The sequence below is a fragment of the Arthrobacter sp. 05T45 genome (assembly GCF_056395875.1).
The window spans coordinates 338026-363076 of the sequence record NZ_JBFTKI010000002.1; the positions used below are offsets into that span (position 1 = coordinate 338026).

Sequence of the window (25051 nt, forward strand, 5' to 3'; positions counted from 1 at the left end):
CCGGTCCGGCTGCAGGTCCCACGCGAATGGCCCGGAACCCCCCGCGGAGGGTTCCGGGCCATTCGCGTCTGTGGATGGCTTGTCAGCGGTTCATGATGCGTGCAGAGCCTGGCGCACCAGCTCGCGCCCGTAGTCGTTGCCGTTCGGGGTGCGCAGCACCGTGTGCATGTGGAACGGGGCCGGGGTGTCGTTGCTGAGGAAGACGCCTGTGTGGTGGTCCAGTTCCATGACCAGCACGGGGCTTTGCAGTCGGAAGTAGAAGGCGTCCTGCGCCTCCCATCCGCCGATCCAGCAGAACCAGGTTTCGTCCCAGTGGGCCGCGATCTCCCGCCGGCGGGCGGTCCGCGGCCCGTCGGGGAGGAACGCGATGAAGTCTGCCACGAGCTCGTCCAGGATCGCGCGTGCCGCGGCGGGCATCGCGTTGACCGGGATGCCCTCGTAGGGAATCACGCGGTTGTCCTGGAAGCAGCCGGCCAGGTGCCGTTCGTCCCCGGGGTGCAGCCTGCCCTCCGGCATGGCCGGGTCCTGCATGTCCGCGAAAAGCGTGGCCTCGTCCCGCAGCGGCCCGGGCAGGGATTGCATCAGGCGCCGCGCCAGGGCGATCCGCTCCTTGAAAACGGCCACGCCCTGGTGCGGGCCGGCGTCGATGACGTCCGGTTCGGCGCCGAGGAACACCGGCGAGACCACCAGCTGGGTCCCGGCCACCAGGACGTTGAGCGCCACGTGGTGGCCGAAGAGCTGCCAGCCCCACGGGGCCGTCTCCGACGGGTCACCGTAGAGGGCGAAGTTGTAGCTGAACTCGTTCATCAGCTCCGGCAGCTCCACCAGGCCGCCCAGGAATCCATTGATCCGCATCAGGTTCCGGACCAGCCCGTAGCCGGCCGGACTCAGGCTCTCTGCCAGGACGGCCAGGATCTGTTCGCGCACACCCTGGTCCAGCTCGTCCAGGCGCAGGCCCGTATCATGCTGCAGGAATTCCGGGTTGGCCCAGCTCTGCCATTCGTGCGCGTCCACCCCGTAGCGGAGCTGTTCGGCCTGGGCCGGCGTGAGTCGTGCCAGCAGGTCCCGGGCGGCGGCTGTCATGGCGGCCGCCGGCGCCTCCTCCCCCGCCGGCGCCGGCGCGAGGGGGTACAGCCCGGCTTGGTGGACACCGTCGCTGGTCACCCCGGTGAAAGGCTCGGGGTATTGGGCGGCCCAGCCCTGGATCATGGGACCCGCGAAGGGATCGGTCTTTGCCGCCTCGGCATAGCCGCGGGCATCCAGGCCACGGATCTGCGCCACCCGCGGGTGGTCGGGCGGGTAGAGATAGTCACGGAAGGACGGCACGGACACGTGTTCTCCTGTCGGGGTCTTCGGATGGTGTTGCCAGCGGCCAGCCGGCGGCCACGCCAATGGCCGCGGCGGCCCCCGCGGGGTCGGTCCCCCGCCAGGCGACGTGCTGGTCCGGGCGGACCAGCACCGCGGCGGCCTGCCAGTGCGTGGTCATCGGGGTTCCGTGCTGGTCGGGTCCGACGTCGACGACGGACAGCGGGATTTTGTGGATCGCGGCGGCGGCCAGGACCGCCGCGTAGGCCTGTCCGGCGGCCGCGCCGCCCAGGCTGTCGCGGTCCACCAGGAGGGTGAAGCCGGTGTCCAGCAGGTCATAGAGCGACGTTGTCGCGTCGAGCCAGGCGTGCGGCAGCAGCGATCCGGGGCTGGCGGAGGGGACGTAGCTGACGGGGTCCTCGGCGGGGACGGGCAGGCCGTCCGGGACCACCAGAGGCGAGGAGCCGTACGTGTAGCCCAGCACCAGTCCCAGCGAGTCGAACTCGCTTTGTTTGACGGCCAGCGCCTCCTTGGCGACCCGCCGGGCTGCCTCGCCGTCCGCATCCGCCCGGCCCAGGGCCGGGTCCGCGAAGTGGTAGGCCAGCGACTTCCCGTTGGCGGCGGCGTCGCGGATGGTCCGGGCCGCGACGGGCCGGCGCTCCAGCTCGTAGCTGCCGGGCAGGGCCGGGCCCGCCCAGCCCGCCAGGGCGGCGGCGATCTTCCAGGCCAGGTTGGCGGCGTCGCCGATGCACGTGTTGAACCCGTGCCCGCCCCAGGGCGGATTCAGGTGCGCCGCGTCCCCGACCAGGAACACGCCGTCGTGCCCGTATCCCGGGGCGAGCAGCATGCGGGCCGTCCAGGGGTCGGTGGCGATGACCTCGACGTCGACGTCGGCCCCGACGAGCGAACGGACCAGGCGTCCGGCGTCGGGTGATGCGCTGCCGTCCACGCCCTGGATGATGGCCCACCAGGTGCTGCCGAGGTCCAGCCGCCCCACCATGCCCGAAACCTCGGGTCCCAGGACCCAGTACTGGACGGCCGGGTCCAGGGTGATCGCGGCGGCGAGGGTGTCGGAACGTAACAGGACACTGATGTTGGAGAGCTCGGCGGAGCCCCCGGCGAGGCGGATGTTCAGCCGGCGGCGCACGGTGGAGGAACCGCCGTCGGCCGCGGCGACGAAGCTGCAGTCCACGGCCTTGCGCCGCCCGGTTGCGTCGGACACCGCCACGCGCGAGCCGAAGCGCGGCCGGCCCGGGCCCGGCGTGCCGCCGCCCTGGTTGATGTCCAGGTCTTCCACGCTCAGGCCGGTCAGCAGCGTGATGAGTGGGGATTCGGCGGCGGCCTCCCGCAGCACGGCCTCCATGACGGGCTGCGGGACCTGCTGCCCGCATTCCGGCTGGGGACCATACCGGCCAGGGACGAGCTGGAAGGCCTGGCGGAACCGGGTGACTTCGTGGCCGGTGAGGGCGGAGCAGAAGATGACGTCCTGGGCGTAGGAGACCGGCAGCGGCGCGGCGTCGCGGAGTTTGTCGGCAAGCCCGAGGCGGCGCAGGTGCGTCATGGTGCGGGCGTTCGTGGTCTTGGCGCGCGGCCGGTCCTGGTCAATGGTGGTCCTCGGCTCGATGACGAGGCTGTGGATGCCGCGGTGCGCCAGGTCCAGGGCCAGGAACAGCCCGCTGGGTCCTCCGCCGGCGATCAGCACCGGCACCCGCTCCGGCAGGTCGCCGAGGGCCGCGTTGTTGACGGCCGTCATCAGGCCCGTGCCCGCAGTGACGGGCCGCCCACGGGCGTGGTGAGCGTTCCCAGGGTGTCGATTTCCACTTCGACCGTGTCGCCGGGCTGCAGGAGCCACGGCGGGGTCCGGACGTAGCCGACCCCCTCCGGGGTTCCCGTGGCAATGACGTCACCGGGATGCAGGGTCATCGTCTGGCTGATCAGGGCGATGATGGCCGGGACGGAGAAGATCATGTCCCGGGTGTTGCCGTTCTGGACCTCGGTGCCGTTGACACGGGTCCGGACCTGCAATCCCTCGCGTAGGTCCCCGGCCTCGTCGCGGCTGACCAGCGGGCCGAGGGGGCCGCTGAAGTCGCCGTTCTTTCCCAGGGTCCATTGGGCGGTGAGCTTTTGGGCCCGCCGCGCGGTGAGGTCGTTGAAGGCGGAGTAGCCGAAGACGGCTTCCGCGGCGGTGGCCTCGTCCGCGGATTCGACCCGCCGGCCCACGTAGGCGGCGACTTCGCCTTCCCAGTCCAGCCCGGCCTCGCCCGCGGGCACCGGCGCGGGGACATTGCCGACCGAAAGGGACGCGGTCCACCGGCCGAACAGCGTGGGGTATTCGGGCACGGAGAAGGAACCCTCAGCGGCGTGGGCGCGGTAGTTCAATCCCACGCAGATCACGCGGGCGGTGGGCGGGACCAGCGGGACTTCGGTGGCGTCCGCCCGGTTCAGCGACGCGCCGCCGGCCGTCAGGGACAGGGACTTTTCCTGCCAGCCGGCGGCATCCGCCCAGAAATCCTGGACCGGAGCCAGCGGGTAGACCCGGCTGTCGGCCAGGGCCGCAACCCAGGCCGCGCCGTCGTGGGTGATGCCGATGTACTGCATGTGAAGGGCCTTTCAGGTTCCGCCCGGACGGGCGCGGTGAGGGAAGTGGTGATCGTGGAAAATTGGCACGGCAAAGCTGCCCTGGTCAGGCCGAGGCCTGCACTGGCTTCGCGGGGACGGGTCTGTCAGGGGAGGTGGGCCTGGCGGAGGAAGAAGTCGACGGTGGCATCCATGGCCTTCTCCGCGGCCGCCTGGCTGTGATCGGGCAGTACCCACATGTGGTCCGCGTCCTCGATCAGGAGCAGTTCGACGTCGGTACCGGCGGCTTCCAGCGCCGCCGCGAGGGACGTCGACTGGGCCGGCGGGACGAAGCGGTCGGCGGTCCCGTGGACCAGGAGGAAGGGCGGCGCCGCCGGGGTCACATGGCCCATGGGGCTGGCGGCAGCGGCCTTGCCGGGGGCCTCGGCCAGCACCGCTCCGATGAGCAGTTCTTCGCGTGAGGCGGGGTCGTCGGCACGGGCGACGGCGTTGGGCAGGCTTTGTTCGGCCATCGTGGCCAGGTCCGCGGGCGCGTACCAGGCTGCCACGGCAGCGACCGCGGCGTCGCCGGTGTCGCCAGGGGTGCCAGGGGTGAGCCCCACGAGGCTGGCGAGATGCCCGCCCGCGGAGTCGCCCCACGCGAAGATCCGGTCAGGATCCACGCGGAACTCCGCCGCATGGTTCCGAAGCCAATCCACGGCGGCCTTCGCGTCCTCCAGCTGCGCCGGGAACCGGGCGGCCGTACTGAGCCGGTAGTCCGCGGAGACCACTACGAAGCCTGCGTCCGTGAGCCGCCGGAACGGGCTGAAGCCGAAGCCGTCCAGGACCGGGCCGAGGGAGGATCGCTCCCCCGTCCGCCAGCCGCCGCCGTGGAAGTGCACGATGGCGGGGAACAGTTTCGGGGACGGCCCTTCGGCGGGGTGTTCTTCGGCGGCGGGGAGGTAGACGTCCAGCAGCAGGGGTTCGGCGCCCCCGGGGCAGGCGAACTCGATCCCTTCCAGGATCTGTTCTGCTGTCATCGTCGGCTCCATCTGCTGCTGGCCGGCCTCTCGAGGTGTTCCGGCGTCTGAATCAAGGGTGTCGGATACCGGGCCGTGCCGGCACCGGGCATTTCAATCATTGGAACGGCTTTGCCTCCACCAGGGCCCGGGCCAGGAAGGCGAGGCCGTCCTGCACGATCCTAAGCCCCGCGGAATGGTTGAGATAGCCGTGGACGGCACCGGCTTCGAGGCGGAAGTCGACGTCGGTTCCGGCACGCCGGAGTCCTGCCGCGAAAGCCTCTGCCGAGTGCCGCAGGTCGTCGTATTCGCATGCGATGATCGCCGCGGGGGGCAGGCCGGAGGGGTCCGCGTTGCCGGGCATGGCATAGGAGGACGCCATGGCGACAGGACCGCCGATGTAGTTCTCCACGAGGGCGCGGCAGTCATCGGCAGTGAAGCGCAGCAGCCGCGGAAGCCCCTCGAGCACGCCGGGTAAGGATCCCGGGACGGAACCGGGCCCGGAACCGGCGCCGGATCCGGATTCGGAACTGGAACCGGAACCGGCGCCGGATCCCGGACTGGAAGCGGTGCTGGAACCGGGGTTGGATCCGGTGCTGGGCGCTGGCAGGTCGGCGTGCAGGAACGGGTACGCGAGCAGCAGTTTGGCCGGCAGTGGCAGGCCGGCGTCCTTGAGGAAGAGCGCGGCCCCAACGGCGAGATTGCCGCCCGCGCTGGCGCCGCCCAGGCACACGCGGTCGGGGTCGGCGCCCAGCTCCGCGGCGTGCTCTACGGTCCAGAGCCAGGCGGCCAGGACGTCCTCGTGCGGGACGGGGAAGTGCACGCCGTCGCGGGCCAGCCGGTAGTCCACGGACACCACCACGCCGCCGCTGCGGGCGGCGACTTCCCGGGCCAGTTGGTCCGCTTCGCGCATCTCCGGCCCGCCGCCGGCAAATCCCCCGCCGTGCATCCACACGAGCGCGGGACCGTCATGGCCCGGGGCGCCGCCGTAGACCCTGACAGGGACGGTCCCGTTCGGACCGCGCGCCCCGGTTTCCCGGAAACGGACGGCTGGAGCCTGGTAGGGCACGGCACCGCCGCTGAAGGCCTCGAGCCGGTCCAGGCCGCCGGGCTGGCCCAGGAGGTCAGTGATCGAGCCCGCTCCGACCAGGTGGTGCAGGGCGCCGGCCAGGTCCGGGTCCAGGCTCATGGCCGGGACCCGGTCGCGGTCCGGGCCCAGGGCAGCGGCGCCCCCAAGTCGACACTGTCAACCGTGCCGGTAGCGGCCCCCGCAGCGGCCCCGGACGCGCCGGCGCGTCCGGACCGGGGCAGGGACAGTCCATGGCCAAAGCGGAAGACGGGGTCCTCGGTGTCGAACGGCATGTCTTCCCGGGAGGCTTCGACGGCGGCCATGGACCGCGGGAGGTCGAACGGCAGACGGCCCTCCGGCACGGCACGCCCGGTGAGGATGTCCGCCAGGGCATCGGAGTCGGATCCGTAGTTGGCCAGCAGGGCCGCGGCGTGGTCGGCGATTTCGGGCAGGACGGCGGGCCGTTCCAGGTTGATGTCGATCACCGTGGGGACGGCCCGGCAGATGGCGGTGACGCGTTCGATCTCCTCCGGCGCGAAGGCCAGGTTGCCGCAGTGGAAGAAGGATTCGAAGCCCTCGCCGCGGACTTCGAACGGGGTCCCCAGCCGGAGGATGGCGAGGTCCGCGGCCTCCGGCGTCGGAACCGGGATGAAGCCCGGCCCCAGGTCCGCGGCCGTAATGCCTTCGAGGTAGACCCTGGCGCCGGCGGCGAGCGGCAGGACGGGGCCGCCGTCGACGTCCTTGTTGGCCAGGAGCGTGTAGGAGCGGCGCTGCATGGCCCGGCCCGCGGCGCGGAACTGCGGGGTCCCCACTGCGGAGTCGGAGGCGGCGGCGTCCACGAGGGGGTTCTCGAAGAGCCCGAGGAGGAACTTCTCCTCCAGCAGTTTGCGGACGGAGACGTCGAGCCGGTCTTCGCTGAGCTTGCCCGCCCGGACGGCGCCGGTCAGGAGGTCGACGCAGCTTTCGCCGCCGATCTGGTCCACGCCGGCGTCCAGCGCCTTGAGCAGCCGTTCCTGCGGTGTCAGGTGTTCCACGCCCCAGGCCCTGGCCGGGAACACCCTGCCAAAGATGTCGCCGTCGGTGAGGATGCCCCAGTCCGAGCAGACGATCCCGCCGAAGCCGAGTTCTTCGCGCAGGAGTTCCGTGAGGATGCGCTTGTTGAAGGCGAAGCCCACTTCCTCGTATTCCGTGCCGACCGGCATGCCGTAGTACGGCATGATCTGCCGTGTGCCGGCGGCGACGGCGGACCGGAAGGGCAGCAGGTGATAGTCGAAGTTGCCGCCGGGATAGACCTGTTCGCGGCCGTAGCTGAAGTGCGGGTCCTCGCCGTCGAGCTGGGGGCCGCCGCCGGGGAAATGCTTGGTCATGGTGGACACGGACGCTGTCCCGAACGCGTCGCCCTGGAAGCCGCGGACGTAGGCGCCCACCAGCTCCGCCGCGAGCTCGGCGCTCTCACCGAACGTGGCCGCGCCGCGGGACCAGCGCGGTTCGGTGAAGACGTCCACCTGCGGGTGCAGGGCGGCCCGGATGCCGACGGCGAGGTACTCCTGCCGGGCGATATCGGCGAACTCTTCCACGGCGTCGGGGTCTCCGACGGCGGCGAAGCCGAGCGCCTCGGGCCACTGCGAGAACGGCCCGGCCAGGGCCCCGGTGCCGGGGTTGTCGGTGTAGGCGTGGCGCGGGTCCGTGGAGAGCGTGACCGGGATGCCCCAGCCGGTGTCCAGGGCGAGACGTTGGATGCTGTTGTGCCATTCGGCGAGTTCCCTGGCCTGGGTTGCGGCGCCGATGATGTTGAAGTGGTTCATCCGGCGCCCGCCGATCAGCTCCACGGCCGGGCCGGTGCCGAGCGCGAACGGCAGCGCGCCGTGGAACATCAGGCCCGCCTTGTCCTCGAGCGAGAGCCGGGAGAGCAGGTCCTGGACGCGTTGCCCGACCGGCAAAGTGGCGTCCTGGTAAGGGTACCGGGCGGTGGCGGGGGTCATGGCTGGCTCAATTCGTTGGAGAGGAAGGTGATGGCGGTATCCAGGATGCTGTCGATCCGGTCTTCTGCGCCGAAGAAGCAGTGGTCGGCGCCCTCGATGACGACGACGTCGTTGCGGACGCCGGCGGCGCTGAGGGCCTGCGCGAGGAGCTCGCTCTGGGACAGGGGCACGAGGGCGTCGCTGTCGCCGTGGATCAGCAGGAACGGCGGCGCCCCGGCGCTGACGTGGCCGAGCGGACTCGCGGCCGCCAGCCGGTCCGGGTCGCTGGAGCCGCCAACGAGCATGGGTCCCGGTTCCATGCTCATGCCTGCCGGAACGGCGGCCACCATGGGTCCGGTGAGGAGGCCGGCCGGGAGCTGCATCGGGGGCATGAGGGGCAGCGAGGACACGCCGTAGAAGTCCACGACGGCGCTGACGGCGCTGGAGTGTCCCTGCGCCCCGAGTCCGCCCTCGAGGTCTTCGCGGCTGCCGGTCAGACCCAGCAGCGCGGCCAGGTGGCCGCCGGCCGATTCGCCCCAGGCGCCAAAGCGTTCCGGATCGATCCGCAGCTCCTGTGCGTGCGCGCGGAGGTAGCGGACCGCCGCTTTCAGGTCATGCAGCTGGGCCGGGAAGGCGGCTTCGAGGGCCAGCCGGTAGTCGACGGTGGCGCAGGCGATCCCCGCCGCGTTGAGCCGGGAAAAGACGGAGTCCGCGGGGAACGTGGGCGGCAGCTCACGGCGGTCCCCCAGCTGGAAGGCGCCGCCGTGGACCCACAGCACCAGCGGAACCGGCCGCGGCACCGGACCCCCGGCCGTCCGCGGAAGCCAGATGTCCATGCTCAGCGGCCGGAACCCGACGGTCCGGGCGTAGCTGACTTCGCGGTGGACCGCGGAGACCTCGGATACCTGCACGGCCGTGCCCGGGCCGTCGAAGGCAGGGAACGCCGGTAACGCTGGACCAGAAGGCGGGCCGTCCTTCCCTGCGGCGGCGTCGGGGCTTGCCTCGGTGTCAGTCGTTGGGGATTCGATTAAGGTCATGGTGCGCTCCTGGTGAGGTGGGGCAGGGATGCCGGGACGGCCGGGCCGTACGGGACGGAGAAGGTGTGCGTTCCGGGCCCGACGACGGCTCCCGCCCGGCCGGGCAGGCGGACTTCGGCGCTGGTGCCGGCCGGGACGACGGCGTTCAGGGTCAGCCCGCCGTCGTCGATCCGCCAGCTGGCCGAAACCAGGCCCTGGGGGCCGCGGTGGGATGTGCTGGCGGATGAGAGGCCGGCGCCCGGGCGCGGTTCGATGATGATTTGTTCGTAGGCCGCGCTCCCCGGCGCCTGCCGGAGTCCGGCGGTGTAGCGGTGCAGGAAGGACACCACGGCGCCCTTGCTGTAGTGGTTCAGGGACTGCTGCGCTGTGCCGTCCGGGCCGATGCCGTTCCAGGCTTCCCACATGGTGGTCGCGCCGCGGTCCACCATCACCAGCCAGGACGGTTCGGTGTCCTGCATGAGCAGCTCATAGGCCAGGTCAAGGTGGCCGTTGTCGGCAAGGACCGGCAACAGGTCTGCGGTGGCGAGGAACCCGGTGCCCAGGTGGGTGCCGGCGTCCCGGATGAGGCCGGCCAGTTGCGCCGCGACCGCCGCCCGGTGCTCGTCGGCGACAAGGCCGAAGGCGAGTGCCCGGACACAGTTTGCCTGGCTGGGGTCGAACAGTTGCCCGGTGTCATTGACGTATTCGCGGGCCCAGGCGTCGCGGACATTGGCGGACAACTCTGCCAGGGCGGCGGCCTCCGTGTCCTTGCCCAGGACGGCGGCGATCCCGGCCATGATGGCGGCGGAGTGCCGGTAGTAGGCGGTGGCCACGATGCCGTGGTCGGCGGACCTGGCCGCGAACAGGTCCGGTTCCGGCCCGTCGGGTTCGAGCCATTCAGCCCAGTGGAAGCCGGTGTCCCAGAGGAACTGCTCGTGTGGTTCCGGCGTAGGTCGGGTGACGGCCCGGGCCGGGTGCCGGGCGCCTCCGGCCGCGCTGCTGATGAACCCGAGCCAGCGGTTCATGGCCTCCCAGTTCTGTTCCAGGATGGCCGTGTCACCCGTGGCCCGGTAGATCTCCCACGGCACCAGGACGATCGCGTCTCCCCAGCCGGCCGAGCCGTTGACAAAGGCCATGTGATCGGCCGCGGTGGCGTCCGGGCCCGGCGACGGCGAAATGTTAACGATCACTCCGTTGTCCCACTGATCAGCCCGGACATCGTTGAGCCACTTTCGGGAGAAGCCGGCAACGTCGAAGAGGTAGGCCGCGGTGGGCACGAACACCTGCCAGTCGCCGGTCCAGCCGGCTTTCTCCCGCTGCGGGCAGTCCGTGGGGACCTCGCAGGCGTTGCCGCGGAAGCTCCACTCGACGATCCCGTGCAGCGTGTTGAGCCGGTCATCGCTGCAGCTGAACGTGCCCACGCGTTCGAGGTCGGTCTGCACCATCCGGCCCACGAGATCCCCCGGTTCCAGCGGGTCCGCCAGCCCGCGGACCGAAACGTACCGGAAGCCGTGCGTCGTGTGGCGCGGCTCGAAAATTTCGCCGGGCGCCCCGGAGGACACCACGGAGTCGATCTGCCCGGCGGACAGGAACTGGCCCGGGTTGCGGAAATCGTGCGGCCGCAGGTGCTCCTGCGTGACCTCGCCCGCGTCGTCCAGGGCTTCGCCGTACACCAGCGTCACGGCGTGGCCCGGGGCGCCGAGCCGGGTCAGGCGCACCCAGCCGTTGATGTTCTGGCCCAGGTCCACCACCTGGTGGCCGCTGGCCAGCCGGGTGATGGACACCGGGGCGATGTCCTCCACGGCGCGGGTGGGCGGTGCGACGGGACCCGTCAGTGTTTCGAAGCTGCCGTCACGGAGCACAGCGTGCCCGCGACGGCTTCCGGAGCGAACGCCTGCGGCACGGAAGTCGACACGCTGCCCGGCCATGAGGTCCGCGCTGACAATTTCGGACGGCTCCACCAGCCAGGTGTCATCGGTCCCGACCACCGTCCGACCCGCCGCGGATGCCAGCTCGATCTGTACCAGCAGCGCCGTCGTGGTTCCGTACATGTCGGCGTCGCGCGTGTACCCGAACGTGCCGCGGTACCAGCCGTCGGTGAGGACGCCCGTGACGGTGTTGCTGCCGGTCTGCAGCAGCGTTCCGACGTCGAACGTCTGGACTTGCAGGGTGCTGTGGTAGCTCGTGGAGCCCGGGGTGAGCTCCTGGTCGCCTACCCGGTGGCCGTTGATGAAGAGCTCGTAGATCCCGTGGGCGGTGGCGTACGCCCGGGCCGAGTCCGGGACCGCGTCCAGCTCGAACGTGGTGGACAGTGCGTAGCCCGGGCGCTCGCCGGCCGCGGGGATGGCGGCCTCGCGCGGGCCGATCCACTGTGCGGCCCAGTCGGCGGGGTGCAGCAGGCCCAGTTCGACCGGCATCGGGTCCGCCCACCTTGAGGCTGACTCGCTGCCGTCCGCGGCAAGGTCCCAGGTCCGCACCGTCCATTCAAAGTGGTCCCGGGAGCCCAGCGCCGGGCCGCCGTAGGGCACCAGGCGGTGGGTTCCCGATTCCACCCGGCCGGTGTCCCAGCCGTTGCTGGCGGTGATCTGGTAGGCGCTCTGCCGCACCGTCCCCTCCGGCGGGGTCCAGCTGAGCCGGGGACGGGTGGTGGTGATGCCGAAGGCCTCGCTGAGGTGCTCAACGCGCAGGTGTGTGGGCTGGTTCACGGCTGCCTACCTCGTCCCGTCGAGGGCGGGGACTGACGCCGCCGGCCTGACGGAGGCCGCGAGGGGTCCGGCGAGCGCGTCGCGCGCGTCGCCGGCGTGCCCGGCGGGCGCGATCCTGAAGGTTGTCTCCTCCCCGCACCAGCCGCGCCCGGCGTCCCAGTGCTGGAAAGACCGCCCGGGCAGTGTGACCCGGATGTCGCGGCGTTCCCCGGCGGGGATGAGGGCCGTCGCGAAGCCTGTCAGCCAGAACCCGGGCCGGTCCACGTCCGTTTCCGGGGCGTCGGCGTAGATCTGCGCCAGGTATTTTCCGGCCCGGGCACCGGTGTTGCGGACCGTCAGGACGGTGTGCACGTCCTCCCCGGGTGCCGCTTCCTCCAGCTGCGCGAACCCCTCCACGGCGAAGGTGGTGTAGCCCAGTCCGTGGCCGAGCCAATACGCCGGAGCGGCAGCCTGCGTGGATTGCGCGGCTTGTCTTGCCCAGCCGCGGTAGCCGACATCCAGCCGTTCTGTGTACTCGAGCTGGCCGTTCCGGGGGTGCGTGTCGCGGACGGGAGCATCGGCCAGGGCGGCCGGCCAGGTGGTTGGCAGGTGGCCGCCGGGCTCGGCGTCGCCGAACAGCACATCGGCCAGGGCGTTTCCGAATTCCATGCCCGGGAACCAGACCAGGAGCACCGCCGCGGCGTCGTTCCGCCAGGGCATCTCCACCGGGGCGCCGGCGTTGACCACCACCACGGTGCGTGGGTTCGCTTCGATGACGGCGCGGACGAGGTCGTCCTGCCGGCCCGGCAGCGCCAGGGAGGTTCGGTCAAAGCCTTCGCTTTCGACGGCACCGGAGGTCCCGACCATCACGACGGCGACGTCGGCGGCGCCGGCCGCGGCAGCCGCCTTGGCGATCTCGCGGTCCGCCGATTCCCGGGGTTCGTCGATGGCCAGCCCTATGCGGAACAGAGTGGCCTCCGGATGCCAGGTGTAGCGCAAGGTCAGTCGCACCGGGGTTCCGGCGGTCAGGACGACGCCGGCTGATTCGTCCGGCGCGCCGATCAGCACGGCTCCAACGTCGGCGTAGCGGTCCCGCGAGTCGGCGGCCGCCACGGCGTCGCCGTCGACCTCCAGGCTGGCGCGGCCGATGCCCTTGAATCCCAGCTTCCAGGTGCCGGAGACGTCCGGCGTGAAGATTGTTTCGATGTCGACGGCGGTGGCGCCGGCGGGGATGGCGCCCGCGCCCCGGGTGAGCGTGGTCCGGGGACCGTATTCCTCCGCAACTGTGCCGGCGGGCCCCCGCCAGGTCAGCCGGACGCTTCCCTCCCCCTGGCCCGGGGCGTGGCATTCCGCGTTCCGGGGTTCGCGAAGGCCCCCGGAGAGCCAGGCACCCTGGACGGTGGTGAGCCGGACGCCGTCGCCGGCCCGCGCGCGCAGCCCCGCGGCGGGCGCCACCGTGTAGGCCGGGAACACCGAGGCGCTGCCGCCGCCCTGGGTCCGGGGATCCAGCGCCGCCGGTCCCACCACTGCGATGGAGGTGAGGTCCCCGGGCGAGAGGGGAAGGACGCCGGCCGGATTTTCCAGCAGCACGAATCCTGCCGCCGCGGCCTCCCGGGCCACGGCGGCGCCGGCTTCGGGTGCCGCGGGTTCGTTCCGGCGGCCCTCCTCGACCCGGCGGCCCAGGGTGACGAGCCGGCGCACTTTCTCGTCAATCACGGCCTCGGGGACCAGACCGGCGGAGATGGCTTCGACGAGCCCGTCGCCCCACAGCTTCTCCGGTCCCGGCATGGCGAGGTCCGTGGCCGAAAGGGCGGAGTCCACGGTGGAGTACACCGCGTGCCAGTCCGAGACCACGGCGCCTTCGAATCCCCATTCGGTCTTGAGCGGGTTCTCCGTGAGGGGATTTTCGGTCATGGCCTTGCCGTTCACGCCGTTGTAGGCCGCCATGATCATCCAGGGCCGGGCCTGCCTGACGACGCGTTCAAACGGTGCGAGGTACACCTCATGCAAAGTCCGTTCGTCGAGCACGTTGTTGACGGTGGTCCGCTCGGTCTCGGCCTCGTTGGCGACGAAGTGCTTGGGGCAGGCGCCGATGCCCTGGCCCTGGATGCCGTCCACGTACGCGGCCGCCAGTTCACCGGTGAGGAGCGGGTCCTCGGACAGGCACTCGAAGTTCCGGCCCGCCAGCGGTGAACGGTGCAGGTTCATGGTGGGGCCGAGCACCACGTCCACCTGCTGGCGGCGCGCCTCGGCCGCCAGCAGCTTCCCCACCCGCGCCATCAGCCGCCGGTCCCAGGAAGAGGCCAGGCACGTGGCGGACGGCAGGTTCACCGAGCCGGCTGCCTCGGTGTCGCGGTGGCCGCGGACGCCGACGGGCCCGTCGGAAACCGTGATCTTCGGCAGTCCCAGGCGCGGCTCGGCCTGGGTGTGCCACAGGCCGGAGCCGCTCAGGAGCCGGACTTTCTCTGCCACCGGCAGGGTGCGGATCGTTTCTTCGACGTCGGCGTCAAAGCTCGTGGAGGTCATTCGTTGGTGCTCCTGATCGTTGGTTTCGTCAGCTATCAGCATGGGTTTGCGGCGGCGCGCCCGGACAGCGCAGTTTCATTGGTTGACACGGCGCTGGGTGGAATTTAGGAGGCGACGGCCGCTGAGGTGGCGGCGGCGGTCAGGCGGTGCGTGCCCGCCCCCACGCTTCGGCCGTCCTGCCCCGGCAGCCTGATCTCCGCCTCCACGCCGTCGGGGATTGTTGCTTCGACTTCCAGCACCCCGTCGCCGGTGGTCCGCCACTCGACGGCGATGGTGCCGTGCGGGCTGCGCAGGCTGGTCTTGGCCCAATCGATGCCCTCGCCGGGCAGGGGCGCGATCAGCACCCTGGAGTAGCCCGGGGCGAGCGGCCGGATTCCACCGACGTACTTGTGCAGCCAATCAGCAATGGCGCCGAGCGCGTAGTGGTTGAAACTGGTCATTTCGCCGGGGTTGATGGTGCCGTCCGGGAGCATGGAGTCCCACCGTTCCCAGACGGTGGTGGCCCCCATGGTCACCGGGTACAGCCATGAGGGGCATTCCTGTTCGAGCAGGAGCCTGTACGCCGCGTCAGTGTGACCGGTATCGGCCAGGGCGCCGGTGATGAAGGGGGTCCCGGCGAACCCGGTGGAGACGCGGTAGTTGTTGTTCCGTACCAGTTCGGCGAGGCGGTTGCCGGCAAACTCCCGCTGCCGGCCGGTCTGCAGGATGTCGAAGGCGATGGCCAGCGCGTAGACCGTGGTGCAGTCGCTGTGCACGGTTCCGTCGGCGGCCACGTAGTGGGTGTTGAAGGCCGCTTTGACCCGTTCGGCGAGGCGGCCGAACGCGTCGGCGTCGGCGTCGTGTCCCAGGAGCGCAGCCGTCCGCGCGGTGATGGACGCCGTGCGGTACAGGCACGCTGTGGCGACGACGCCGGTGTCCGCCTTGGCCGCCCACGGCTGGTCCGGCGCGGCGTCCGGGTCCAGCCAGTCGCCGAACTGGAAGCCTTCATCCCAGAGCCCGGCGGGCGAGAGCAGTCCCTCTACCCGGCGGGTGTGGGAGGCCATCGAGTCGTACTGGTCCTTCAAGACGGTGTCGTCGCCGTAGGCCTCCCACAGCGCCCACGGAACCCACACGGATGCCTCGCTCCAGATGGCAGAGGATTCCGGTGCCGGGAATTCCGGCGGCTGGGGGCAGTACTTCAGTGCGTCCGGCACGGTGATGGGAACGAGTCCGCCGGCAGCCTTTTGTTCCGCGGCGAGGTCCAGGAGCCAGTCCTGCAGGAAGCCCTTGACGTCGTAGAGGAAGGCGGCCGTGGGGGCGAAAACGGCGATGTCCCCGGTCCAGCCGAGCCGCTCATCGCGCTGCGGGCAGTCGGTGGGGAGGTCCAGGAAATTGCCCTTGAGGCCCCAGACGATGTTGCGGTGCAGCTGGTTCACCAGCGGGTTGGAGCACTCGAAGCTGCCGGTGCGTTCAAGCCGGGAGTGCACCGCCACGGCTTCGAGGGATTCCGCCGTCAGCTCGCCGGGCCAGCCGGATACTTCCGCGTAGCGGAACCCGTGGAAGGTCTTGCTGGGTTCGAAGAAGTCCTTGGCGCCGGAGAGGATGAACGTGTCGGTGGCGGCGGCCGAGCGCAGCGGCCGGGTGCCCAGCTCACCGTCCTCGAGGACTTCGGCGTGGCGCACGGTGATGGTGGCGCCGGCGTCGCCCTGGACGGTGAAGCGCAGCCAGCCGACCAGGTTCTGGCCAAAATCCACCAGCGTCTTGCCGGCCGGTGAGGTGAAGACCTCCACCGGTTTGATGACCTCGTTGCGCACCACCGGCGGCCCGACGGGATCCGCCAGCCGGCCGGCGTCGAACTCCAGGGCATGGACCCCAGTCCAGGCGCCGGCCCCCACAGCGGCAGCGTAGGCCTCCGGACCGGCTGCGTCCGCGGCGAAGCCCGGCCGGGCCCAGCCTGCCGGTTCCCGCCGCGCGTCGATGCGCTGTCCGTCGTAAAGATCGTTGGCCGTGGTGCCCGAGGGCCCGGACTGCCAGGACGTGTCCGAGGCGACCGACTGGACGTGGCCGTCGGCGAATTCGATGTCCAGCTGCCCGAAGAACCCGAGCTCATCGCCGTACAGGCCCGACTTGCCGTGCCAGGCCAGGCGTCCGCGGTACCAGCCGTTGCCGAGCGCGACGCCGATCACCGTGGCCGGGCCCACGAGCGCGGTCACATCGTAACTGCGGTAGCGCAGGCGCCATTCGTACGAGCTCCAGCCCGGACTCAGCACGTCCTCACCAACGGGGACGCCGTTGATCTGCGCCTCGTAGATCCCGAACGCCGTGGCCCGCAGGAGCGCGCGCTTCACGGGTCCGTGGCCTTCGTCCAGCCGGAATTCCTTGCGCAGAAGCGGGGCGCCGTCGAAGTCTCGATCCGGCGCGATCATCGTGGCGGACCAGGGTGCGGGGGTCATGTGGTGTCGTCCATTCTTGTGGGGAGTTGCCATGCTGTGGGATTTGCTCGGTACCGCTGGTGCCGCGGGATCAGGCTCGGGACCGGTGCCGCTCAGGCGTAGTGGCAGGCGACGTCGGACGCGCCCACCTTCCGCAGGGCCGGCCGTTCGGTCCGGCACAAGTCCGTGGCCAGCGGGCAGCGCTGGCTGAAGGGGCAGCCGCCGGAAGCGGCAGCGGCGGCCGCCGCGGTCCGCACGCCCAGCGCTTCGCGTTTTTGCCGCCGCTCGGCCTGCTCCGCCGGGCGGGGCACGGGCGAGGCCGCCACGAGCGCCTGGGTGAAGGGGTGTTGGGGCGACTCCGTGACGGCTGCCGCCGGGCCGCTTTCCATGACCTGGCCGCGGTAGAGCACCACGACGCGCTGGGCGAGGAACTGGACCACGGAGATATCGTGGGCGATGAACAAATAGCTCAGCCCCCGCTCGTCCCGGAGGTCGGCCAGGAGGTTCAGGACCTGGGCCCGCGTTGAGAGGTCAAGGGCGCTGACCGCTTCGTCGCACACCACGAGTTTCGGCTCGCAGATCAGTGCCCGGGCGACGGCGATCCGCTGCCGCTGGCCGCCGGAAAACTGGCCGGGAAAGCGGTCCACGGCCTCGCGCGGGAGTCCCACCCTGGCCAGCATGTCCTCGGCGCGCTGCCGGGCCTCCCGGCCGGCCACGCCACGGATCCGCAGCGGTTCGGCCAGTGAGGCACCGATGCTCTGCCGGGGGTTGAGTGATGAGTTCGGGTCCTGGAACACGGCCCGGAGTTCGCCGCCCAGTTCACGCCGCCGTGCGGGGCTGGCATGGGTGATGTCCGTGCCGTTGTAGCTGACCGAACCCCCGCTGCTCTTTTCCAGGCCGAGGATGGCTTTGCCGATCGTGGACTTTCCGGAGCCGGACTCCCCCACCAGGCCCACGGTCTCCCCGTGCCGGATGCTGAAGCTCACGCCGTCCACCGCGGCCGGTCTGGCGGCGGCCTTCCGGCCCCGGCCGTAACGGACCACGAGGTCCACCACGTCCAGGAGCGGCTGCTCGGGAGCCTGCGCTGTTCCGCCCTGGCCTACCGCTGTTTCGATGCTCATGTCCTGTCCTTCTCAACTGTGCTGTCCATCTCAACTGTGCTGTCCATCTCAAGAATGTCGAGGACACGGTGGGCGGGTACTTCGGTGGCCACCCAGGCCAGGCCTTCCACGGCCAGTTCGTCGGCCTTGACGCAGCGCACCACGCCGTCGTCCGAGCCCGAGGGAACCAGCGGGACCGGCGCCACGCAGGCCGAGCCGGCGAACTGGCAACGCGCCATGAACCGGCACCCGCCCGGCCAGTCCTTGGGCTGCGGCACCTGGCCGTTGATGGTGGCGAGCCGCTCAGGCATGTCCTCGGCGGTGGTGGCGTGCGGGTCGGCGGCCAGCAACGCCAGGGTGTACGGGTGGCGGGGTTTGTCCAGGATGTTGGCGGTCCGGCCGCTTTCCACCACCTGGCCGGCGTACATCACGGCCACGGTGTCGCAGATGTCGGCCACTACGCCGAGGTCGTGTGTCACCATCACCACGGACATGCCGGTGTCCTTGACCAGTGCCCGCAGCAGCGAGAGGATCTCGGCCTGCACTGTCACGTCCAGCGCCGTGGTGGGTTCGTCGGCGACCAGCAGCCGGGGACGGCCGGCCAGGGCCAGGGCGATGGCCACGCGCTGGGCCATGCCGCCGGAGATCTGGTGCGGGTAGGTGGTGAGGATGCGCGCGGCGTCCACGATGCCCACCTTTTCGAGCAGGCTCAGGGCTTCGGTGCGTGCTTCGGCTTTGCCCATGCCCCGCAGGCGCCGGATGGCGGAGAGCAGCTGGTAGCCGACCGTGAACATGGGGTCGAGGGCACGCATGGGTTCCTGGGAGATCAGCGCGATCTCCCGTCCCCTGACGCCGGCCAGCTCATTTTCCGTGGCGGCCGCGAGGTTCCGGCCGTTCCACAGGATCTGGCCTCCGGTGACGGATACGCCCGAGGGCAACAGGCCCAGCAGGGACAACGCCGTCATGGTTTTGCCGCAGCCGGATTCGCCCACCAGCCCGAGCACGGTGCCCTGTTCGACGTCGAAGGAGACCTCCGTGACCAGGGGCGTGCCGGCGTCGACGCCCACCGAGAGCCCGCGGACACTCAGCCGGCCGGCCGCGTCCGGCGCGGCGGCATCGGTGGACGGCGCGGGGGCATCGGTGGACGGCGCAGCCGCGGACGCAGCGGCCCGGCGTCGGCGGTCAGCGGCGGAGGGCAGGTGGGAGGCGGCCGCGTTCGGGCTTTTCCCCAGGGCATTGCCGATGGCATTGGCCGCGAGGACCGTCAGCGCGAGGACCGCACCGGTGGGGACCATCAGCCAGGGGGCGTCGTAGACGTGCTGGGATGCGCCCTGGATCATGCCGCCCCAGCTGGGCTGCGGGATGGGCGGCCCAAATCCGATGAACGCCAGACCGGCCTGGATCAGCATGCCCACCGCGAAGATGAGGGCGGACTGCACCACGATCGTGGTGTTCAACCCGGGCAGCACGTGCCGCAGGCTGATGCCGAGCGTGCTCACGCCGTCCACCTTGGCGGCGTCGACATAGAGCTGTGACTGCAGCGCGGTGGCCTGGCCCAGCATCACGCGGTAGATGCCGGCCGAGATGAGGACGCCCAGAATCGCCATGACGACGGGAATGTTCGTGCCCACGGCACCGATGACCGCCAGGATGATCACCGTACCGGGCAAGGACATCATGACCTCGGTGACGCGGCTGATCGGCCCTTCGGTCCGTTGTTCAGCGGCGGCGACCATCGCCAGGACGGTGCCGAGCCCGACGCCGACAATCACCGTGATGAGCGATGTCCCCAGGGTGCCGGCGGCCGCGGCGAAGATGCGGCTGAGCAGGTCCCGCCCCAGTTCGTCGGTGCCCAGCCAGTGGGCGGCAGTGGGGCCGGACAGGATGGCGGCGAAGTCCTGGTCCTCGGTCTTGTACGGCAGCCACCACGGCGCCGTGAGGGAGGCAACCACCAGGACCGCCAGCCAGAGGACTCCGGCCACGGCACCGGGCGCCGCGAACAGGCGGTGGGCAGGCCTCCGGCCGACGCCAGTTTTGGGACCGGGGCCGGGACCGGGCCGGCCCGTGGCGGTGTTCGCGGGTGGGGCTCCGCCTGTGCCTGTATCTTCCGCATTCGCGGTGGCGGGGACGGGCGCGGGGGCAACGGAGGGGATCATGAGGCACGCAACTTCGGGTCGAGAAACTTGGTGGCGAGCTCCAGCACGAGGTTCACGGCCACCACCACAACGGTGGCGACCACCACGACGCCCTGCACGGACGGGGCGTCGTGGGTGCTGACGGAGGTCTGGACGGCCTGGCCAAGGCCCGGCATGGCGAAGAGCTGCTCCGCGATCACCGAACCGCCGAACAGCCCGATGAACTGCAGGGCGATCCCGGCCACGATCGGCAGGCTGGCATAGCGCAGGGCGTGGACGTACAGGATCTTCCAGGTGGGGGTGGCCGTTGCGCGCAGGGTCCGGATATGTTCCTGCTGCAGCGCCTCCAGCATGGATGCCCGGGTCTGGCGGGCGATGAACGCCGCACCGCCGACGGCGAGGGTGATCACCGGCAGGGCCAGGGACAGGGCCCAGTCCTGGGGTGAGACCTCGAAGGGGACGTAGCCGGTGGCCGGAAAGACCGAGGACTGGACGGCGAAGAGGTACACAAAGATGATGCCGATCCAGAAGGCCGGCAGCGCCACGGCGAGGCCGCAGACGGCTCCGACGATCCGGTCGACCACGCCGCCGCGGACGGCTGCCGTGACGCCAAGACCGATGCCGAGTACGGCGCTCAGGACCGTGGCCCCGGCCGCGAGGGCCGCCGTCACCGGCAGCCTGCTGGCCAGGTCGGCGCTCACGGACCGGCCGTCGATCAGGGACACCCCGAAGTCTCCCTGCGCGGCGCTGCCGAGCCAGCGGAAGAACTGGACGGGGAGCGGATCGGACCAGCCGAGCCGGCTGTTGACCTCGTCAATGGCTTGCTGGGTGGCGCCGGCGCCGAGGGACACGGCGCCGGGGCTGCCCGGCATTGCGTGCACCAAGAGGAACGCCAGCACCGCGACCACCAGTACGGTGGCCAGCGCCATGAGCAGGCGCTTTGCGACGTAAATCGCCATGATGACCTCCATTGGTCAGGTCCTGCCGGACGGCCTTCGCCTTAGGGGTGAAGGCCGCCCGGCAGGGTGGGGGTCAGTTGGCCGGGGCGTAGGACGAGAGCAGCGGGTACACGTTGCTGCCGGCGAACTCCACCGGCTTGACCTTCTTGGTGTTGTAGCCCTGGTTGGTGAGGGATTCGAAGAGCGGGATCATCCAGCCGGATTCGACGAGCCGGGTGTTGAGCTTGGTCAGCGCGGCTTTCCGGGCGGCATCGTCCTTGGCGGCGGCGACCTCGCCGGTGGCGGCGCTGAGCTGGTCGTCCGTGGCCTTCTGGACGTTGGTGAAGCCGTTGAGGATCGCGCCGTACATCAGGCCCACCGGGTTGTCCCAGCCCAGCGGCGCGTAGCCCAGCGGGGTGGTGGCGACGGCGGCGAACGCCTCATCTGTCGACGTCGCCATCTTGACCTGCATGGTGATGCCGACGGCGGCCAGGTCCTTCTGGACCGCCTGGAGGTCGGTCTGGGTGGTGGCGCTCGCGACGATGGTGAATTCAAAGCCGTTGGCGTAGCCGGCTTCCGCCAGCAGGCTCTTGGCCTTCGCGGGGTCGTAGGCGAACTGTGAGTTCAGTGTCTCCGTGAAGCCGGCCGAATCCTTGGGCAGGGCGTTCCACGCCGGGATGTCACCCTTGTGCAGGGCATCGACCAGGGCCTGCCGGTTGATGGCGTACTGGAACGCCTGGCGGACCTTTTCGCTGGCGAAGGCCGGCGACGTCTTGCCCGTCTTGTCGAAGGCGACCATGGTCTGGACCGTGCCGCCGATCTGGGAGACGCCGACACCCTTGGCCTTGACGAAGTCAACGGTCGGTGAGGTCAGCTGGGCGACGTCCACCTGGCCGGAAACGAGGGCGTTGGCCCGGGCCTGCGGATCCTGGATGACGCTGAAGACGATCTTGTTGTAGGGGTATTTCGCGGCGTCGGTGCTCTTGTCGTTCTTCTGCAGGACGTACTTGTTGCCCTTGACCGTGGTTCCGGAGTCCAGCGTGTACGGACCGGAGCCGTCCGGCTTGGCGGCCAGGCTTGCCGTGTCCGCGGCCCCCGCCTTGCCAACGATCATGCCGAGGGTGGAGGTCAGGTTCTTCTCGAAGCCCGGCTGCGCCTTGGCGAACTTCAGCGACACCTGGGTGGGGCTGATGACGTCCACGGATGTCAGTTCCTGGGCGCCGCCCTTGGCGATGGCTGAGTACGCCGAAAGGGCGGGATCCGTGCGGCGGTCAAAGTTGGCCTTCACCAGTGCCGCGTCCAGCGTGGACCCGTCCGTGAACGTCACGCCCTGCTTGAGCGTCAGGGTCAGCACCGTGTTATCGGCGTTGTAGCTGAAACCGGTGGCCAGGCCCGGCCCCACGGAGCCGTCCGCCTTCAGGGTCATGAGGTTCTCGTAGAGGCCTTCGAAGAACTGACGCTGCGCGTCGGAGACCCGCAGCGGGTCGAATCCGAAGGACGCGCTGTCACTCTCGACGCCGATTGTCAGGGTGGTCTTATCCACGGTGGATGCCGCCTGGCCGGAGCCGCCGCAGGCGGTCACGGAGCTGAGCATCAGGACGCCGGCCAGAACGGCCGCGCTCCGTCGGGCGGTGGGGTTCAGAAGTTTCATGTAGTGCGCCTTCGCATTCGTTCCAAAACAACGGGGGTTTTCGGCATCTGGTGGTGGTCGGGACTGGAGCGGACCGGCCGGACGGTGGCCGTCCGGCGCCGGTGCGTTCCGGGCCCTTCCGCCAGATGCGGTCGGGTGGACCGGCTCCATCAAGAGTCGTAGGCGGACGCAATGACGTCACACGAGAATTTCATTGGTTGGAACACTATTGTGGTGAACGTCACTGGCGACGAAGAAGGAACGATGACGAATGACAGCACCCGCGGAGACGCATTCCCCCGCTGAAAACCCGCCCGCCGCGCGCGGCAAGCGGCCCAAGCAGGGCGAACCGGTGATCGACCGGGCCCTGAGCCTCCTCGCTGTCTTCACGGACCGCCGCCGGGCGCTGACCCTGTCAGAGATGGCCCGTTATGCGCAGATGCCCGCCCCGACGGCGTTGCGCCTCATTGCCCGGCTGGTCGCCTGGGGCGCTCTGGAACGGCTCGACGACGGTCGCTACGTTGTGGGCGTCCGGCTGTGGGAGATAGCGTCCCTCTCCCCGAGGGGCCACGGGATCCGCGAAATCGCGTTGCCCTACCTTGAGGACCTCTTCGAGGTGACGCGCCATCACGTGTTGCTGGCCGTGCGGGATAGGGACCAGGCCGTCCTGATCGAACGGCTTTCCTCCAAGCAGGCCACGGAAGTCGCCTACCGGGTGGGTGGCCGGCTCCCCCTGCGCTCCACGGCCGTCGGCCTGGTCCTGATGGCCGGCGCGGACGCGGCATTCCAGGAAAAGATCCTCAAGGAACCCGCGGAATCTGAACCGGGCGTGGCTCCCATGCCGGAAGGCCAGCTGCGGCGCACCCTGTCCGACGTCCACCGGACGGGGATTGCCATGATCCGCCGGTCCGCGCCGTCGCTGACTGTTTCCGTGGCGGCGCCCGTCTTTGATGCCCAGGGCACGGTGGTGGCCGCACTGTCGATCGTTGTACCGGACGGGACCACCCCGCCCAATGTCCTGGCTCCGGCGGTGATGGCCACCGCGAGGGCAGTCTCACGAAACCTTGGCTACCGGACTGCCCTGGCCGAGGACGTCCGGACCCTGTCGGACGGCTGACCGCGGAGCTGCCCACCGCCGGCCCTTCCAACCAGTGGAAAGGCCGGCGCGGCGTCGGGATGAAGGGTCATAATGTTGAACCTGCGGGGCGCCCGGCTCCCCGGACCCCCGCCTGCTTCCGCGAGCCCTTGACACGCCCGGTGGCGGCGTCTAGGACTGGCCTTGTCCAGTCCAATCCACCAGCCTAGGAGTTGTTATGGCCACCACGCCCTACGGAATCGTGCACTTCTTCCCGGGAGGCACCAAGGAACAATACGAGGCGTCGCTTGCAGCCGTCCATCCAGGCGCGGGGCTCCTGCCCGAGGGGCAGATCTTCCACGCCGGCGGGGCATCCGAGGGGGGCTGGACGGTCTTGGCAGTCCACGAATCGAAAGAAAGCTGGGAAAAATTCCGGGACACGATCCTCCTGCCCCGGATGCAGGCGGGTATTGAGGGCGGCTTCGCCGCTCCGCCCGAAGAGACGGTGATCGACCTCTACAAGGTTCTGCCCTAGCAGCACGTAACCCACACAGCCACTTCAAACGGCGCGCCCGTACCAGTCGAGTACGCGCAACGCGCGAAGGGTGTTCCACCGGCTGGACCGGCCGTCACCGGCATCAACCGGGAAATGGACGATCCCGGGATGCGTGTTTTCGAGCAGCCAGGTCCCGTCCGGCTGCTCCTTTGACCGGAGCACCTCCACGGCTTCGGCCAGGCGCGGGTCCGGGGGCTCTCCGGTCGAACGGAAGTACTCCAGGGCACGGAGCACGTCGTAGTGCCAGCGGGTCGGAAAGGAGAACGTCAGCCAAGCCGGGTCTATGACCGCGCCGGTGCTCTTGCGTCGGAACAGGCCCCGCTCCAGCAGATACTCCTCGCCCCGGCGCCGCGCGTCCACGGACTGCGCCGAGCCGCCCGTGACCCGTTCGTGGGCCAGGAGGCCCTCGAGGACGTTGATCGTCGTGGCGGCCGAGGACACCACGGCGCCGGACTCCGCCCAACAGTTCCACCCGCCGTCGTCCAGTTGCCCGCTGACAAGCCGGGAGACGACGCCGTCGACGTCCTGATCGAAGTACGCGCCGAGCGCCACTGTCATTCCGTTGATGCACGGCTCCACCTCGCCTTGGAAATACGGCTGGCCGCCCTCCTCCCAGCGGCAGTTGTCCCTGACCAGCGCTATGGTCTGGCGCATCTGCTCACTTCGCGGGTCGATCCCGAAGTCACGCAGCAGGAGCAAGCTGTACGTTGTGGCGGTCCAGGGCTGGGGGACACGGTCCCAACCTGTGTCACCGCCGGCATCATCCGCACCGCCGCCCTCGGGACCGCCGCCCTCGGCACGGCCGCCGTCGGGGCGGTCGCCCCGGGCGGGGAAATATGCGCCATGCGCCCATTGGCCGTCCTCGTCCCGCAATGCCAGCAGGCGGGCACCCCAGCCTTCGGTCGCTACCCGCGCGCGCTCTGCGGTAACGACCTCGGGCGCGGCGTTGCTGAGATCCTGCAACACCTGCCATCGAAGGGAAGGATCTGAATCCATCAGCCAGTCCAGGACGGTCATACGCCGATGGTAGCGCTCACGGCTCGCTGGCATCGGGTGCTCCCAGTCGAGTG

At 70.3% G+C, this 25051-nt stretch carries 17 protein-coding genes; 2 read left to right on the forward strand and 15 right to left on the reverse strand.

What is annotated here, in order from left to right:
* Positions 1-90: 90 nt before the first annotated feature.
* The 14 genes from AC1DGD_RS04210 to AC1DGD_RS04275 form a co-directional block, all read right to left on the reverse strand.
* A complete protein-coding gene (locus AC1DGD_RS04210) occupies positions 91-1332 on the reverse strand; it encodes a DUF3500 domain-containing protein (protein WP_476855989.1) in 1242 nt (413 codons plus the stop codon).
* Positions 1310-3058: an FAD-dependent monooxygenase gene (locus AC1DGD_RS04215; protein WP_476855990.1), complete on the reverse strand. Its 1749-nt coding sequence runs from the start codon at positions 3056-3058 to the stop codon at positions 1310-1312. Before AC1DGD_RS04215 ends, AC1DGD_RS04210 begins: the two co-directional genes overlap by 23 nt.
* A complete protein-coding gene (locus AC1DGD_RS04220; protein WP_476855991.1) occupies positions 3058-3903 on the reverse strand; it encodes a fumarylacetoacetate hydrolase family protein in 846 nt (281 codons plus the stop codon). Before AC1DGD_RS04220 ends, AC1DGD_RS04215 begins: the two co-directional genes overlap by 1 nt.
* 125 nt (positions 3904-4028) lie before the next feature.
* Complete coding sequence (locus AC1DGD_RS04225; RefSeq protein WP_476855992.1) at positions 4029-4901, reverse strand: alpha/beta hydrolase fold domain-containing protein; 873 nt, start codon at positions 4899-4901, stop codon at positions 4029-4031.
* A 97-nt stretch (positions 4902-4998) separates the two neighbouring features.
* The gene (locus tag AC1DGD_RS04230; RefSeq protein ID WP_476855993.1) at positions 4999-6069 is read right to left on the reverse strand and encodes an alpha/beta hydrolase fold domain-containing protein; all 1071 of its coding nucleotides are present in this window, start codon (positions 6067-6069) and stop codon (positions 4999-5001) included.
* On the reverse strand, positions 6066-7931 hold the full coding sequence (locus tag AC1DGD_RS04235) for a glycoside hydrolase family 3 protein (protein ID WP_476855994.1): 1866 nt from the start codon (positions 7929-7931) through the stop codon (positions 6066-6068). Before AC1DGD_RS04235 ends, AC1DGD_RS04230 begins: the two co-directional genes overlap by 4 nt.
* Positions 7928-8947, reverse strand: a complete 1020-nt coding sequence (locus AC1DGD_RS04240; protein ID WP_476855995.1) for an alpha/beta hydrolase fold domain-containing protein — start codon at positions 8945-8947, stop codon at positions 7928-7930. Before AC1DGD_RS04240 ends, AC1DGD_RS04235 begins: the two co-directional genes overlap by 4 nt.
* Positions 8944-11631 carry a family 78 glycoside hydrolase catalytic domain gene (locus tag AC1DGD_RS04245; RefSeq protein WP_476855996.1) on the reverse strand — a complete coding sequence of 896 codons (2688 nt, stop codon included), beginning with the start codon at positions 11629-11631 and terminating at the stop codon, positions 8944-8946. The genes AC1DGD_RS04240 and AC1DGD_RS04245 overlap by 4 nt, the downstream gene beginning before the upstream one ends.
* Positions 11632-11637: 6 nt before the next feature.
* Positions 11638-14136, reverse strand: a complete 2499-nt coding sequence (locus AC1DGD_RS04250) for a beta-glucosidase (RefSeq protein WP_476855997.1) — start codon at positions 14134-14136, stop codon at positions 11638-11640.
* A gap of 104 nt (positions 14137-14240) precedes the next feature.
* Entirely contained in the window at positions 14241-16568 is a 2328-nt protein-coding gene (locus AC1DGD_RS04255) for an alpha-L-rhamnosidase (protein ID WP_476855998.1), read from the reverse strand.
* Between the two features lie 92 nt (positions 16569-16660).
* Positions 16661-17668 carry an oligopeptide/dipeptide ABC transporter ATP-binding protein gene (locus AC1DGD_RS04260; RefSeq protein ID WP_476855999.1) on the reverse strand — a complete coding sequence of 336 codons (1008 nt, stop codon included), beginning with the start codon at positions 17666-17668 and terminating at the stop codon, positions 16661-16663.
* Complete coding sequence (locus tag AC1DGD_RS04265; protein ID WP_476856000.1) at positions 17665-19803, reverse strand: dipeptide/oligopeptide/nickel ABC transporter permease/ATP-binding protein; 2139 nt, start codon at positions 19801-19803, stop codon at positions 17665-17667. The genes AC1DGD_RS04260 and AC1DGD_RS04265 overlap by 4 nt, the downstream gene beginning before the upstream one ends.
* Positions 19800-20753, reverse strand: coding sequence for an ABC transporter permease (locus tag AC1DGD_RS04270; protein ID WP_476849541.1), 954 nt, complete (start codon positions 20751-20753; stop codon positions 19800-19802). The genes AC1DGD_RS04265 and AC1DGD_RS04270 overlap by 4 nt, the downstream gene beginning before the upstream one ends.
* A 61-nt stretch (positions 20754-20814) precedes the next feature.
* The gene (locus AC1DGD_RS04275) at positions 20815-22371 is read right to left on the reverse strand and encodes an ABC transporter substrate-binding protein (protein WP_476856001.1); all 1557 of its coding nucleotides are present in this window, start codon (positions 22369-22371) and stop codon (positions 20815-20817) included.
* Between the two features lie 250 nt (positions 22372-22621).
* On the opposite strand from AC1DGD_RS04275, the gene AC1DGD_RS04280 reads away from it, so the two are divergent.
* Both AC1DGD_RS04280 and AC1DGD_RS04285 read left to right on the forward strand, forming a co-directional pair.
* Positions 22622-23467, forward strand: coding sequence for an IclR family transcriptional regulator (locus AC1DGD_RS04280; protein WP_476856002.1), 846 nt, complete (start codon positions 22622-22624; stop codon positions 23465-23467).
* A gap of 196 nt (positions 23468-23663) precedes the next feature.
* On the forward strand, positions 23664-23960 hold the full coding sequence (locus AC1DGD_RS04285; protein ID WP_223916956.1) for a hypothetical protein: 297 nt from the start codon (positions 23664-23666) through the stop codon (positions 23958-23960).
* Positions 23961-23984: 24 nt separating this feature from the next.
* Here AC1DGD_RS04285 and AC1DGD_RS04290 read toward each other — a convergent pair whose 3' ends face one another.
* Complete coding sequence (locus tag AC1DGD_RS04290; RefSeq protein WP_476856003.1) at positions 23985-24998, reverse strand: hypothetical protein; 1014 nt, start codon at positions 24996-24998, stop codon at positions 23985-23987.
* Positions 24999-25051: the final 53 nt, after the last annotated feature.

Coding starts and splice junctions, on each gene's coding strand:
- AC1DGD_RS04215 (WP_476855990.1), bottom strand. CDS start 3,058: ATGACGGCCGTCAACAACGCGGCCCTCGGCGACCTGCCGGAGCGGGTG.
- AC1DGD_RS04220 (WP_476855991.1), bottom strand. CDS start 3,903: ATGCAGTACATCGGCATCACCCACGACGGCGCGGCCTGGGTTGCGGCC.
- AC1DGD_RS04225 (WP_476855992.1), bottom strand. CDS start 4,901: ATGACAGCAGAACAGATCCTGGAAGGGATCGAGTTCGCCTGCCCCGGG.
- AC1DGD_RS04230 (WP_476855993.1), bottom strand. CDS start 6,069: ATGAGCCTGGACCCGGACCTGGCCGGCGCCCTGCACCACCTGGTCGGA.
- AC1DGD_RS04235 (WP_476855994.1), bottom strand. CDS start 7,931: ATGACCCCCGCCACCGCCCGGTACCCTTACCAGGACGCCACTTTGCCG.
- AC1DGD_RS04240 (WP_476855995.1), bottom strand. CDS start 8,947: ATGACCTTAATCGAATCCCCAACGACTGACACCGAGGCAAGCCCCGAC.
- AC1DGD_RS04250 (WP_476855997.1), bottom strand. CDS start 14,136: ATGACCTCCACGAGCTTTGACGCCGACGTCGAAGAAACGATCCGCACC.
- AC1DGD_RS04255 (WP_476855998.1), bottom strand. CDS start 16,568: ATGACCCCCGCACCCTGGTCCGCCACGATGATCGCGCCGGATCGAGAC.
- AC1DGD_RS04260 (WP_476855999.1), bottom strand. CDS start 17,668: ATGAGCATCGAAACAGCGGTAGGCCAGGGCGGAACAGCGCAGGCTCCC.
- AC1DGD_RS04265 (WP_476856000.1), bottom strand. CDS start 19,803: ATGATCCCCTCCGTTGCCCCCGCGCCCGTCCCCGCCACCGCGAATGCG.
- AC1DGD_RS04270 (WP_476849541.1), bottom strand. CDS start 20,753: ATGGAGGTCATCATGGCGATTTACGTCGCAAAGCGCCTGCTCATGGCG.
- AC1DGD_RS04275 (WP_476856001.1), bottom strand. CDS start 22,371: ATGAAACTTCTGAACCCCACCGCCCGACGGAGCGCGGCCGTTCTGGCC.
- AC1DGD_RS04280 (WP_476856002.1), top strand. CDS start 22,622: ATGACAGCACCCGCGGAGACGCATTCCCCCGCTGAAAACCCGCCCGCC.
- AC1DGD_RS04285 (WP_223916956.1), top strand. CDS start 23,664: ATGGCCACCACGCCCTACGGAATCGTGCACTTCTTCCCGGGAGGCACC.
- AC1DGD_RS04290 (WP_476856003.1), bottom strand. CDS start 24,998: ATGACCGTCCTGGACTGGCTGATGGATTCAGATCCTTCCCTTCGATGG.